12 protein-coding genes are annotated in these 12,454 nt (G+C 62.2%); 5 read left to right on the top strand and 7 right to left on the bottom strand.

Annotated elements, in window-relative coordinates; all coding sequences use genetic code 11:
• Window positions 1-252: 252 nt before the first annotated feature.
• The 4 genes from VJR90_08950 to VJR90_08935 form a co-directional block, all read right to left on the bottom strand.
• A complete protein-coding gene (locus VJR90_08950) occupies window positions 253-801 on the bottom strand; it encodes a DUF488 domain-containing protein (GenBank protein HKV97601.1) in 549 nt (182 codons plus the stop codon).
• A gap of 70 nt (window positions 802-871) precedes the next feature.
• A complete protein-coding gene (locus VJR90_08945; GenBank protein ID HKV97600.1) occupies window positions 872-1,438 on the bottom strand; it encodes a hypothetical protein in 567 nt (188 codons plus the stop codon).
• A 251-nt stretch (window positions 1,439-1,689) separates the two neighbouring features.
• The gene (locus tag VJR90_08940; protein ID HKV97599.1) at window positions 1,690-2,256 is read right to left on the bottom strand and encodes a hypothetical protein; all 567 of its coding nucleotides are present in this window, start codon (window positions 2,254-2,256) and stop codon (window positions 1,690-1,692) included.
• A 296-nt stretch (window positions 2,257-2,552) separates the two neighbouring features.
• Window positions 2,553-3,104 carry a gamma carbonic anhydrase family protein gene (locus VJR90_08935; protein HKV97598.1) on the bottom strand — a complete coding sequence of 184 codons (552 nt, stop codon included), beginning with the start codon at window positions 3,102-3,104 and terminating at the stop codon, window positions 2,553-2,555.
• 146 nt (window positions 3,105-3,250) lie between these two features.
• Between VJR90_08935 and VJR90_08930 the strand changes: the two genes are divergently transcribed.
• The 5 genes from VJR90_08930 to VJR90_08910 all read left to right on the top strand — a co-directional run bounded on the left by VJR90_08930 (window position 3,251) and on the right by VJR90_08910 (window position 9,636).
• A complete protein-coding gene (locus VJR90_08930; protein HKV97597.1) occupies window positions 3,251-3,823 on the top strand; it encodes a LemA family protein in 573 nt (190 codons plus the stop codon).
• Window positions 3,824-3,871: 48 nt separating this feature from the next.
• On the top strand, window positions 3,872-4,807 hold the full coding sequence (locus VJR90_08925) for a GIDE domain-containing protein (GenBank protein HKV97596.1): 936 nt from the start codon (window positions 3,872-3,874) through the stop codon (window positions 4,805-4,807).
• A gap of 51 nt (window positions 4,808-4,858) precedes the next feature.
• Window positions 4,859-6,937 (top strand): M3 family metallopeptidase, encoded by a 2,079-nt coding sequence (locus VJR90_08920; GenBank protein HKV97595.1) that lies wholly within the window; start codon window positions 4,859-4,861, stop codon window positions 6,935-6,937.
• Window positions 6,938-7,282: 345 nt separating this feature from the next.
• Window positions 7,283-8,053, top strand: coding sequence for an exodeoxyribonuclease III (gene xth, locus VJR90_08915; protein HKV97594.1), 771 nt, complete (start codon window positions 7,283-7,285; stop codon window positions 8,051-8,053).
• 53 nt (window positions 8,054-8,106) lie between these two features.
• Complete coding sequence (locus tag VJR90_08910; GenBank protein ID HKV97593.1) at window positions 8,107-9,636, top strand: CoA-acylating methylmalonate-semialdehyde dehydrogenase; 1,530 nt, start codon at window positions 8,107-8,109, stop codon at window positions 9,634-9,636.
• Here the strand turns inward: VJR90_08910 and VJR90_08905 are convergent.
• From VJR90_08905 to VJR90_08895, 3 genes are read right to left on the bottom strand one after another with little or no spacing between them, the layout of a single operon-like run.
• Window positions 9,633-10,478: a carbohydrate ABC transporter permease gene (locus VJR90_08905; protein HKV97592.1), complete on the bottom strand. Its 846-nt coding sequence runs from the start codon at window positions 10,476-10,478 to the stop codon at window positions 9,633-9,635. The two genes, VJR90_08910 and VJR90_08905, sit on opposite strands and share 4 nt — an antisense overlap.
• Window positions 10,479-10,490: 12 nt before the next feature.
• Window positions 10,491-11,426, bottom strand: a complete 936-nt coding sequence (locus VJR90_08900; protein ID HKV97591.1) for a sugar ABC transporter permease — start codon at window positions 11,424-11,426, stop codon at window positions 10,491-10,493.
• Window positions 11,413-12,444, bottom strand: a complete 1,032-nt coding sequence (locus VJR90_08895) for an ABC transporter ATP-binding protein (protein HKV97590.1) — start codon at window positions 12,442-12,444, stop codon at window positions 11,413-11,415. The genes VJR90_08900 and VJR90_08895 overlap by 14 nt, the downstream gene beginning before the upstream one ends.
• Window positions 12,445-12,454 lie beyond the last annotated feature (10 nt).

Raw genomic sequence — 12,454 nt, 5'->3', positions numbered from 1 at the left:
CGGATCCGTGACGGCGCGCGACGCACCGAAATTGTCGTGGCGGCGATGGCGCGGATTATCCGGCCGGCCAGTACAGGGCGCAAGCCGCGCGGCCGCAGCCATGCCCGGGCAAGTCAGCACACAACTGTAGCCAGCATCCGCATGCCACGGCCATGTTACTCCCACGCACGATAACGCGAGGCCGATGTTGCGCCTCAAATCCCGCAAACGTGGAGACCACAAAGGCTCTGCAATGCGCAGCGCCTTGCACCATCAATCCTCGGCAGTTGTCGATATGGGCGGATAGGTAATACGCACGCCATCCACCCGCGCAAAAGGTGTGAGCTTATGCGCATGCCATTTGCCCGGCCCCATGATGTGGCGCACTTCGATGCCGTGAACCGTGAGCGCATCGGCGATCAATGAGCGATGACAACGCCACGGCACCGCTTCGGCACACACGATGGCCACGGTTTCCTTGCCGCCCAGCGCCATCAATTCGTCCAGGCCGCGGGCGAAATCCGCCGTCTGCATGTAATCCGCGTAGCCGCGGAAACTGGCATTTCTCCAGCCGGTGTTCACCGAGTCCTTGCGCGCATGCCGCAAACCGCCGAGTGCCGCCAGGTGCGTGTAGGCAATACCCTGCGCACTGAGACTTGCCGGCAGGGTTTCGGTGTTGAACTGAGGATTGTGAGCCGAGCGCGGCACCGTGCGCACGTCAACCAGCCGCGTGACGCCATGCTCGCGCAGCAAGGCGATCAATTCACCCAACGTGCGCGTCGAATGGCCGATGGTCCACAGTACGGGATGCGACTTGTCCATGCCAATGCCTCAGACACCAAAAAACAGGGCGGGTTGCCCCGCCCTGTTTCACGGACTCCGTCTTTGCCGATCAGGAAGCGTCCGAGGAGCCGATGTTCAAGATCTGCTTGCCACAACCATGATTGACGATCTCGGCGGCGGAGATATAAGCCGCCACCAAACCGGCAAACAAGCCGACGTAGCCCGCGATGTAGTTGAATACATCCAGACCGAGCCAGCCCAAAAGGCAATAGAACAGCACCGAAATCCACGCGGCCAACAGGAACAGGGAACGCGCCCAGCCGGCTTTGAACGATCCCAGCCACACGTAAAAAATGAAGATCGCCCAAACCAAATAAAACCATCCGATCGTGCCGGAGGAGTCTCCACCCGGCGCACTCATGTGGCCCATCCCATGGGAAGCGGTGAAGAAGTAACCCGCCGCGCCGAAGAAGATGATGGCATCGAGCGTGCGCCCATGGAAGAAGCTCAGGATTGCCATGACCCCGAGCACCACCGTGCCGAGGGTGAAGGCCATAACTGTGGCGTGCATGTTGGGCCCGGCTACCCAATGGGTGGTGAGCAAATTGCTCATCCACACGGTCAACCCGATACACATAAACCCAATGGTGGATGAAATGACCAGTCTGTTATTCATGGAATCAACCTCCAAGCTTGTGTAGACCGAGATAAATATCGAACCGCGCCAAAGAAAAGCCGAGAAGGACGCCAAGAACCCCCAAAACGGCGACCCGGACGGCGGCACTAGGTACAGCCCATGGCCGCAGATTGTCCAGCTGACTTTCAAGCCATCTGTACATCATCGTCAGTCTTGTCGCCATTTGCAGGAGTCAAAAACAGGGCGGGTTACCCCGCCCTGTTTGCAATCCCTGGATGGAATCCAGACGTTCAGGGTGCGTCCGTGCTGCCGGTATTCAAGCAGTTCTTGCCACAGCCGTGATTGATAATTGTTGCGGCAGAAATGTAGGCCGCCACCAAGCCAGAGAACAACTCGAGATAGCCACCGATGTATTCGAACACACCCATCCCCAGCCAGCCATGTAACGCATAGGCCAATCCAGTAAGCCACGCTGCCAACAAGAACAGCGAGCGCGCCCAGCCGGACTTGAATGAGCCGATCCATACATAGAAGAAGAATATTGCCCATACCAGACTGAACCAGCCCATGGTACCGGATGAGTCGCCGGTGGTTGCCATTTGGCCCATGCCCTCGTGACCCAAGGTCATAAGCAACCCGGCGAAGCCAAAAAAGATGATGGCATCCAGGGTGCGGCCGTGGAAGAAACTCAGGATTGCCATGACGCCCAATACCACGCTGCCGAGCGTGAACGTCATGATCATGGCGTGCATGTTGGGACCGGCGACCCAGTGTGTCGGGGATAGTCCCCCCATCCAAAGCGTCAAGCCGATACACATAAACCCAATGGTGGATGAAATGACCAGTCTGTTATTCATGGAATCAACCTCCAAGCTTGAGACCGATAGAGAATTACCGAACGGCGCCGAAGGAAGGCGGAAAAGGCGCTGCGGACCCATAAAAACGGTGGTCCGACCGTCGGCAGTAGGTATAGACCATGCACTGCGAATTGCCAGAGACCGGACGTGACAGCCACGAAACTTCTTGAATCATGCCGGTAATTACTGCGAATTTGCAGAGTTCTGGCATAGTCATTATTTAAACAAACCAAAATCTGGCAGGCAAGCAAATCGCGTGCCTAGAAATCCACCAATTGGGAGACTGGACTGGAAAATCACTTCCGGTCGGAGATCCCGGCAGCACTCAAATAGCGGTCTTTCAGACCCACATAATGGGCTGCGGAATAACGCAGCATATCGCGCTCCTGCGCAGCCAGCGGGCGCAGCTTGCGTGCCGGGCTGCCGCGATACAGGTATCCGGACTCGACGCGCTTGCCGGGGCCGACCAGGCTCCCCGCCGCGAGCAGTACCTCGTCTTCGATCACCGCACCGTCCATCACGATGCTGCCCATCCCTACAAGACAGCGGTCGCCGATCGTGCAGGCGTGCAGCACGCACCTGTGCCCGACGGTCACGTCTTCCCCGACCGCCAGTGCAAAACCAGCGGGTGAATACGGCCCATCGTGAGTCACGTGCAAAACGCTCAGATCCTGGATGTTGCTGCGCGCCCCGATGCGAATGGCGTTTACGTCGCCGCGCACCACCGCGTATGGCCATAGCGACACGTCGTCGGCCAGTACCACCTGGCCAATGACCAGCGCGGTGCCATCCACATATACACGCTGCCCGAGGGCTGGCGTCTGCGACTGAAACCTCCGCAACGGCACGCCGTCACCCGCCCTGGCACGCAGCCGCGAGACGGGCCCGGCCGCGTGCTGCGCGGCGCAGCCCGGCGCTTGAAACCCGCGTGGTGACCCCCATGTCGTGCGCATGATAAAGTCCGGCCGCAATCCGGACGTTTGGGGAGAACATCATGGGCGTCACCGGTTACATCATCCTGGCAATTATTGTCATTCTCATCATTTACGCATTCGTACTCTACAACAACCTCGTAGTGCTGAAGAACAATGTCGCCACCGCCTGGTCGAACATCGACGTGCTGCTCAAGCAGCGCCACGATGAATTACCGAAACTGGTCGAGACCTGCAAGCAGTACATGGGCTATGAACAGCAGACCCTGGTGAAAGTCATGCAGGCCCGCGAAGGCGTGCAACAGGCACGCACCAGCGGCAACGTGGCTGCACTCGGCCCGGCCGAATCCCAATTGCGCGCCACCATCGGCAACCTGTTCGCCGTTGCCGAGGCCTATCCCGATCTCAAGGCTAATGAGTCCTTCCAGCAGCTGCAAAGCCGCATTACCGGACTGGAAAGCAGCATCGCGGACCGGCGCGAGTTCTACAACGATTCCGTAAACACCTTCAACACGCGCCTCGAGCAATTCCCAGCAGTGCTGATCGCGCGCAATTTCGGCTTCAAGGAAGCCAGCCGTCTGGAGATCGCTGCGGGCGACAAGCAAGACGTGAACATGAAGGCGCTGTTCAGCTGATCCGGGCGCAGGTCGCCTGTACTCTCTGTGGCCAATTAGGTGCCTGCTGTGCACGCTGCGGATCCCGGCAATTTCTGGTTGTGGACGATAGTGCTGTGCGTGGTGGCAGCGGGCGCGCTGGTCGCGGGCTTCATGTTCCTGCTGCGCGCCTGGGCGGTCGAGGAGACGCCAGTCTCGCTCGTGCGCTCCGCGGCTCAAGGCTACGTGAAACTTGAGGGACACGCGGACCTGATGCCGGGTGCGCCGATCATTTCGCCGCTGACCCAAAGCCGCTGTACCTGGTGGTCCTACAAAGTGGAAGAGCGCGCACGATCCGGCCGGAATCAGGGTTGGCAAGCCATCGAGCATGGCACCAGCGACGATTTGTTTTTGCTCCGTGACTCTACCGGCCAGTGCGTAATAGATCCCGAGCATGCCGAGGTGATCACGACGACCCGGACTGTCTGGTACGGGGACCAGCCACAGCCACAACGCGGACCACCCATCGGGGGATTTGGTCTGACTTCGCCGTATCGCTATGTCGAAGAGCTCATTGCTCCCCAGGACTTCATTTTTGCGCTGGGATTCTTCCGCACGCAGAATGCCAGCGCCGACGCCCTGGCCCTCAATCAGGACGTCGCCCAGTTGCTGCATGACTGGAAACAGGATCAGGCGGATCTGCTGCGACGCTTCGACAAAGATCACGACGGCCAGTTGAACGACCAGGAATGGGAAGTTGCGCGCCAAGCCGCGCGCGAGCAAGTGCTGGCTCAGGAACGCCAGGCCATGCAGCGCCCGCCCATGAACGTGCTGGCGAAACCGGAAGACGGGCGGCGCTTCATCATTTCCACGCGCCCGGAAAAGCAGGTGGTCCGGCGTTTCCAGATCGCAGCCGCGGGCTGCCTGCTGCTGTTTGTAATTGCCGGCGTTGCTGCCGGCTACAGGATTACGCTGCACCACCAGGCATCCACTGCGACCTACGTGGTCCCGAGCGCACAACCCTGATTTCCGCTACTGGAGTTGCGCAGCCTGATGGTCTGAATCCGGCGTGCTACCATGCGCCGCGACCCTCATCAGACTCCCGCACCGCACATGAACGACAACCCGCTGCTCGCACCGGACGGGCTGCCCCGTTTTTCCGAAATCCGCGCCGAGCACATTGAACCGGCGGTGGACACCGTGCTTGCCGAGAACCGGGCACGCATCACGCAATTGGAAGCCGGCGGCGCTCCCGACTGGGACGATTTCATTGAGCCGCTGGAAACTCTGGGCGACCGGTTGCACCGCGCCTGGTCGCCGGCAGCGCACTTGAACGCGGTGATGAACACACCCGCAATTCGCGCGGCCTACAACGCCTGCCTGCCCAAGATCAGCGACTACGACACCGAACTCGGTCAGAACGGCGTGCTGCAGAAACAATACGCTACGCTCAAAAACGGTGCGGCCTGGCAGGCTTACACAGCCGCGCAGCGCAAACTCATTGACGACGCGCTGCGCGATTTCCGCCTCGCGGGCGTGGACTTGCCGGCGGAAAAGAAAAACCGCTTTCGGGACATCATGCAACGCTTGTCAAAGCTGGAAACGAAGTTCGAGGAAAATCTGCTGGACGCGACCCAGGGCTGGGTCAAGCAGGTCACAAATGCAGCTCAGCTTGCCGGCCTTCCGGCCACCGCGGTAACACGGGCGCGCCACGAGGCGGAAACCCGCAAGCTCGAGGGTTGGGTATTCACGCTGGACTACCCGAGCTACGCCGCGGTCATCACCTATGCCGATGATCGCAGCTTGCGCGAGGAAATGTACCGCGCCTATGTCACGCGCTCCTCCGATCAGGGTCCCGATGCCGAACGCTGGGACAACAGCCAAAACATGCGCGAAATCCTGGGCCTGAGAACCCAAGCCGCGCGGCTTACGGGTTTCAAGTCCTACGCCGACTACTCACTCGCCAGCAAAATGCTGCACACACAGGAAGAAGTGCTGGGTTTCCTCACGGACCTGGTGCACCGCTGCCGTCCGGCCGGCCAGCGCGAATACGCGGAACTCCAGGAATACGCCTGTAACCGCGACCGCCTCGCAGAGCTCGCAGCCTGGGATCTGGGTTATTACTCGGAGAAATTGCGCGAACGGCGCTTTGCCATCTCGGACGAAATGCTGAAGCCGTATTTCCCGGTGACGCGCGTGCGCGACGGCCTGTTTTCCGTGGTGCGCCGGCTCTACGGCATCAGCCTGCGCGAAGTGGCGGGCGCCGACGTATGGCACCCGGATGTGGCCCTGTATGCCATAGAAGACGACACCGGCCGCTTGCGCGGGCGCTTGTATCTGGATTTGTACACCCGTCCCGGCAAGCGCAGCGGCGCGTGGATGGACGATTGCCTGAGCCGGCGCAAAACCGCGCACGGCATACAGATTCCCGCAGCGTATCTCACCTGCAACTTCGCGCCGCCCTTGGACGGCATGCCGTCATTGCTGACGCACGATGAGGTGGTTACGCTGTTTCATGAATTCGGCCACTGTCTGCATCATCTTCTGACGCAGGTGGATTACCCTTCGGTCGCCGGGATTAACGGCGTGGCGTGGGACGCAGTGGAATTACCGAGCCAGTTTCATGAAAACTTCGCTTGGACGCGTGAAGGCCTGGCGCTGGTGTCAGGCCATTATCAGACCGGCGAGCCGTTGCCCGACGCGCTGTTCCAGAGAATGCTGGCCGCGCGTCATTTCCAGAGCGCGCTGTTCATGCTGCGCCAGCTGGAATTCGGCCTGCTGGATTTCCGCCTGCACATGCAGGCAAACGAACATCCGGACGAGAACTTCATCGGCGCAACACTTGCGGCGGTGCGCCGCGAAGTCAGCGTGACACCGGTGCCCGAGTGGAACCGCTTCGCCCACAGCTTCTCGCACATCTTCGCCGGCGGTTACGCGGCAGGCTATTACAGCTATCTGTGGGCGGAAGTTCTGGCCGCGGACGCCTACAGCGCGTTCGAAGAGGCCGGCGTGTTCGACCGCGTCACCGGCAAACGTTTCATGGATACCATCCTCGCCCAAGGTGGCAGCCGCGAGGCCATGGAGCTGTTCACCGAATTCCGCGGCCGCGCACCGGTGCTCGGTCCCTTCCTGCGGTTGAACGGCATCGCCGCGTGATATTTGCAGTATCAAAATGATGATAGCAGCCTGGGCGAGCCGGCGAATTTATGCGACACACCGCTTCGCGCCGGCGAACGCCCATACATGGATGTATGGGCTGGCCAACCCGCCACGGACGGCTCGATGAATCCCGTTGAAACATGAGAATCGCCACTTGGGCGAGTCGGCGAATTTACGCGAAGCACTGCTTCGCGCCGCGAGCGCCCGGCCAAGGGCGAGAAGCGTGGCTTCGAGCGGGCGTACAAGGATGTACGCCCTGGACCGCGAGCGCAGCAGGACGCGGAGCGTTGCGGGCCGGGCTGGCCAACCTGCCAAGGATGGTGCCGTGAGCCGGATGCATCCATGAAAATAGCGACTTGGAATATCAACAGCCTCCGCGTGCGTTTGCCGCACGTGTTGCGCTGGCTGGAAACCCACCAGCCGGACGTGCTTGCGCTGCAAGAAACCAAGACCGAGGACCGCGACTTTCCGGTCGGTGAATTCGAGCGTGCGGGTTACCATGCGGTGTTCGCCGGACAGCCCACCTACAATGGCGTCGCGCTCCTGAGCCGTGAACCGCCGGAAGTCATCGCCACCGCTCTGCCCGATTTCGAAGATGTGCAAAAGCGGGTGCTGCTGGCCAGGTACGGCGAGCTGGCGGTGCTGGATTTGTATGTGCCGAACGGCCAGAGCGTGGACTCCGACAAGTACCGCTACAAGCTCGACTGGCTGGCACAACTCGATCTCTGGACGGCACAACTGCTGCGCGACCATCCGCAGCTCGTGATGTTGGGTGATTTCAACATCGCTCCCGAGGACCGCGACGTCCATGACCCGGCGGCTTGGCAAGGCCAGGTGCTGGTCAGCGATCCGGAACGCAACGCGTTCCGGCGGCTGCTCGACCACGGTCTGCGCGACAGTTTCCGGCTGCACACCGATGGCGGCGGGCATTACAGCTGGTGGGATTACCGTGCGGCCGCGTTCCGCCGCAACCAGGGTATGCGCATTGACCACATCCTGCTGTCGCCGGCCCTGGCCGAGCGCTCCGCCGCTACCGTTATTGACCGCGAGCCGCGCAGTTGGGAGCGGCCTTCGGACCACACGCCGGTCACCGCCGAACTCAGTGGTCCCTGAACCTGCACGCCGTCCAAGTGACGGCGTACACTTTGCCGCAGCGAGGAAATGGCATGCATACCCAACGGCAAGCCGATGGTGGCAAACAGCCGGCGACGCGCCGGCTGGGCCATTACATCAATGGCGGGCCGGTAGGCAGCAATGCAGGGCGTTGCGGACCAGTATACGAACCGGCGAGCGGCACACCTGCTGCAGAACTGCTGTACGCCGGTGAAGCGGAAGTCGCTGCGGCGATAAACGCCGCGGCCGCAGCATTTCCCCGCTGGGCCGCCGTACCGCCGGCCCGCCGTGCACAGATATTGTTCCGCTACCGCGACCTGTTGCTGCGTGAGAGCGACGCCCTCGCCCTGCTGATTACGCGCGAACACGGCAAGACGCTCGACGATGCGCGCGGCGAGTTGCGCCGCGGTATCGAGGTCGTGGAGTTCGCCTGCGGCATTCCGCATCTTCTCAAGGGCGAGTTTTCCGACAGCGTTTCCTCCGGCATTGACAGCTGGTCGCTGCGCCAGCCGCTCGGTGTGTGCGTCGGCATCACGCCGTTCAATTTCCCCGCCATGGTGCCGTTGTGGATGTTTCCGATTGCCATCGCCTGCGGCAACAGCTTCGTGCTCAAACCCTCGGAGAAAGACCCCTCCTGCCCACTGCGGCTGGCGGAGCTGTTCACCGCGGCCGGCCTGCCGCCGGGCGTATTCAATGTGATAAACGGGGACCGCCAGACCGTGGACGTGCTCCTCGCCGAGCCCCGCACGGCGGCGGTGAGTTTCGTGGGCTCCACGCCGGTCGCCGAACGCATCTACGCCGAGGCCAGCCGTCACGGCAAGCGCGTGCAGGCACTCGGCGGCGCCAAGAATCACTTGGTGGTGATGCCGGACGCGGATACCCGGCAAGCGGCCGACGCGCTTATCGGCTCGGCTTATGGTTCAGCCGGTGAGCGTTGCATGTCGGTGTCCGTGGCGGTAGCGGTAGGCGCGTCCGCCGAACCGCTGGTGGACGCGCTCGCCGAGCGCGCCCGCAAGTTGCACGTCGGACCGGGCAGCCAAGCCGCCTCGGAGATGGGACCGCTGGTGACCGCCGCGCATCGTGCACGCGTGCTTGCTTACGTGGAAGCGGGTGTCGCCGAAGGCGCCGAGCTGGTGGTGGACGGCCGTGGACTGTGCGTGACCGGTCATGATGCGGGATTTTTTCTCGGTCCCTGTCTGTTTGACCGGGTCACGCCCGCGATGCGCATCTACCGCGAGGAAATATTCGGGCCGGTGCTGGTGGTGCTGCGCGTGCGCGATCTGGATGAAGCCATCGGACTCATCAATCGACACGAATACGGCAATGCGGCGAGCCTTTTCACCCGGGACGGCGCCGCCGCGCGCCGCTTCAGCCACGCAGTACACGCCGGCATGGTGGGCATCAATGTGCCGATCCCCGTGCCCATGGCGTTCCACAGTTTCGGCGGCTGGAAGCGTTCGCTGTTTGGCCCGTTGCACGTGCATGGCCAAGACGGCGTGCGCTTCTACACTCGCTTGAAAACCGTGAGCGCGCGCTGGCCGGAAGCCGGAGCCGCAGGGCCGGATTTCAGTCTGCCGGCTTAGCCGCCCTTCTCGCCGGCTGGCTCACTCTGGAAGCCCTTCACCAGGCGATCGAACAACAAACCGTAGGCCACCGCCAGCGGGATTGCGACAATGGCGGCGGCCGCCATCAGCGACTGCCAGTAGTAGATGTCACCGCGGATCAGCTCGGTGGGCACACCGGCGCTCACCGTGCGGCTGGCGGTGGAGCTGACGAACACCGCCGCGTAAATGTAATCACTGAGCGACAGCGCAAAGGCAAACACCACGCAGGTGGCGATCCCGGGTCCGGCAAGCGGCAACGCCACGCGCAGGAACGCCTGCCAGCGGCTGCAGCCGTCAATCAGCGCCGCTTCTTCCACCTCACGCGGCATGGACTTGAAGAATCCCAGCAGCAGCCAGGTGCAAAACGGTACGGTGATCGTGGGGTACACCAGCACCAAGGACCATACGGTATTGGCCGTTTGCAGGAAGGTGACGATCCGATACAGCGGGATGAACAGCAGTGTCGGTGGAATCAGGTACACGAGGAAAATTGCGATGCCGGAGCGCTCGCCCCAGCGTCCCGCGAGCCGCGACAGGCTGTAGGCCGCCGGCAGCGACAGCAGCAGCGTGATGATGACCACGATCACGCCGATGTAGAACGAGTTCCACAGGAAAATCGGGTAATTCGTACCGGTGAACAGCAAGGTGATGTTCTTGAACGTCGGGGCCAGATTGTATTTGAAAGGGTCGTTGGCGACGTTGTAGAGGTCCTGGTCCTGCTTGAATGAGGAAATGACCATCCAGGCCGCGGGGAAAATCGCGAAAATGGCAAACAACCCCAGCCCCGCCCAGAACCCCAGTTTGCGTAACCACCGCATCATCGTGCCCTCCCGCTAGCGCTCTTCCGCGCGGTATGCCATGCGCAGCGCCAAAATGGCGACCGCCAGCAGGATCGGGAACATGAACAACGCGATCGCCGCACCCTCGCTGAGGGCGCCACCCTCGATACCCTTGAGATAGGCCCAGTACGGCAGCAGTTGGGTCGCATAACCCGGCCCGCCGCGGGTGGTGATGGCCACCACCGTCATGTCGCCGAACACCAAGAGCGCGGTGAACATCGCCGCGACCACCAGGATCGGCAGCAGCGCCGGTATCGTGATCTGGAACAGCACGCGGAAAAACCGCGCGCCGTCCACCTGCGCTTGCTCGAAGATATCACGCGGGATCGAGGTGCGCCCGGCGAGCACGATGATGGTGGCCAGCGGCAGCAGCCGCCACACGTTGATGGTCACGATCGAGGCCAGTCCCAGCCACTCGCGGCCATAGTAATACAGGTGATTGGCGGGACCGAAGATCGTACCGGGACCCAACAGGTGGATCTGGCGCAGGATCCAGTCCACCGGGCTGAATTCCGAGTCAAGCAACCACAACCAGTTCACCGCCGCCAACGACACCGGCATGGCCCAGGGCAGAATTATCAATATTTGCCAGAACCATTTGCCGCGGAAATCGTGCGCCAGCAGCTCCGATTCCGCGGTCGCCAGCACCAGTGTGATGATCAGGGTGGCGGCCGTGACGATCACGCTGTTGCGCAGCGCCAGGGGAAACGCCGATTCGTGTACCGCACTGATGAAATTCGCCAAGCCCACGAAGTGATGGATGCCGGGGTTGCCAATGGTGGCACTCGACAGGCTGAGTGCGATGGCCAGGCAGAACGGCAACCCCACGAGCGCGGCGATGTACACCAGCGCCGGTGCCAGCATCAGCGTGCCCAGCAGGCCCTCGCGGTCACCCACCCCGATACGCGCCGCGGCTTCAGCGCGTGCCATTGTTGACCCGCAGGCCGGTGGCCGGATCGAAAAGCCGCAGATGCGTACGCTCCACCGCGAACTCGCGCGTTTCGCCAACGCGTAGGCCGGCGGCCACCGCCGGTGCTGCCTTGGCGATCAGCTTCTGCGGCTTCGCACCGTTCTCGAGCTGGCCGTACACCTGCCATTCCGCTCCCAGGAATTCGAGTTCGATGATATGCACGGCCAGGCGCAGCGCGTCCGCGCCTGGCGCAGCCGACAACACGGGCCGCAGGTATTCCGGTCGGAAACCCACGATGCGGCCGTCGCGTTCCAGCAGGTTCATCGGCGGGGTGCCGAGAAACGCCGCCACGAAAGTGTCGGCCGGCTGATCGTACAACTGCTGCGGCGTGCCTACCTGACGCACCCGGCCGCTTTTCATGATGGCGATGCGATCGCCCATGCTGAGCGCTTCGAGCTGGTCATGCGTGACGTACACCGTGGTGATGCCGGTGCGCTCGTGCAACTGGCGCAACTCGCTGCGCGCCATGGCGCGCACCTGGGCGTCGAGCGAACTCAGCGGCTCGTCGAAGATGAACAGCGTGGGATCACGCACCAGCGCACGCGCCAGCGCGACTTTCTGTTTTTCGCCGCCGGAGAGTCGCGCCGGCCGGCGCTTGAGCAGCGGCTCGATGCCGAGCAGCGCCGAGGCCCATTTGACCTTGGCCTCGCGCTCGGCGCGCGGCACGCGCCGCGCCTTGAGCGGAAACGCAATGTTCTCCGCCACCACCATGTGCGGATACAACGCGTAGCTCTGGAACACCATGGACACGTTGCGCGCACGCGGCGGCAGGTGCGTGACCGGCTGCCCGCCGATCAGCACCTCGCCGGCGCTTGGCATCTCGAGTCCGGCAATCATGCGCATCAGGGTGCTTTTGCCGCATCCCGACGGCCCGAGGATCGCCAAGAACTCGCCCTCGGCAATCGCCAAGTCAACGCCATCTACTGCGTGGATGTTGCCGTAGTGTTTTTTTATGCCCCGCAGTTCAAGCGTCGCCATGCATCAGACT

It is taken from the genome of Gammaproteobacteria bacterium (genome assembly GCA_035279405.1).
Lineage (GTDB): Bacteria > Pseudomonadota > Gammaproteobacteria > Natronospirales > REEB76 > REEB76.
The sequence above is the reverse complement of the archived record's forward strand: the minus strand, read 5'-3'. Positions and strand labels throughout refer to the sequence as shown.

Excerpts from the sequence above, each read along its gene's own strand:
- VJR90_08910 (HKV97593.1), top strand. The coding sequence starts at position 8,107 with ATGCATACCCAACGGCAAGCCGATGGTGGCAAACAGCCGGCGACGCGC.
- VJR90_08900 (HKV97591.1), bottom strand. The coding sequence starts at position 11,426 with ATGGCACGCGCTGAAGCCGCGGCGCGTATCGGGGTGGGTGACCGCGAG.
- VJR90_08940 (HKV97599.1), bottom strand. The coding sequence starts at position 2,256 with ATGAATAACAGACTGGTCATTTCATCCACCATTGGGTTTATGTGTATC.
- VJR90_08895 (HKV97590.1), bottom strand. The coding sequence starts at position 12,444 with ATGGCGACGCTTGAACTGCGGGGCATAAAAAAACACTACGGCAACATC.
- VJR90_08945 (HKV97600.1), bottom strand. The coding sequence starts at position 1,438 with ATGAATAACAGACTGGTCATTTCATCCACCATTGGGTTTATGTGTATC.
- VJR90_08905 (HKV97592.1), bottom strand. The coding sequence starts at position 10,478 with ATGATGCGGTGGTTACGCAAACTGGGGTTCTGGGCGGGGCTGGGGTTG.
- xth (HKV97594.1), top strand. The coding sequence starts at position 7,283 with ATGAAAATAGCGACTTGGAATATCAACAGCCTCCGCGTGCGTTTGCCG.
- VJR90_08950 (HKV97601.1), bottom strand. The coding sequence starts at position 801 with ATGGACAAGTCGCATCCCGTACTGTGGACCATCGGCCATTCGACGCGC.
- VJR90_08920 (HKV97595.1), top strand. The coding sequence starts at position 4,859 with ATGCGCCGCGACCCTCATCAGACTCCCGCACCGCACATGAACGACAAC.
- VJR90_08930 (HKV97597.1), top strand. The coding sequence starts at position 3,251 with ATGGGCGTCACCGGTTACATCATCCTGGCAATTATTGTCATTCTCATC.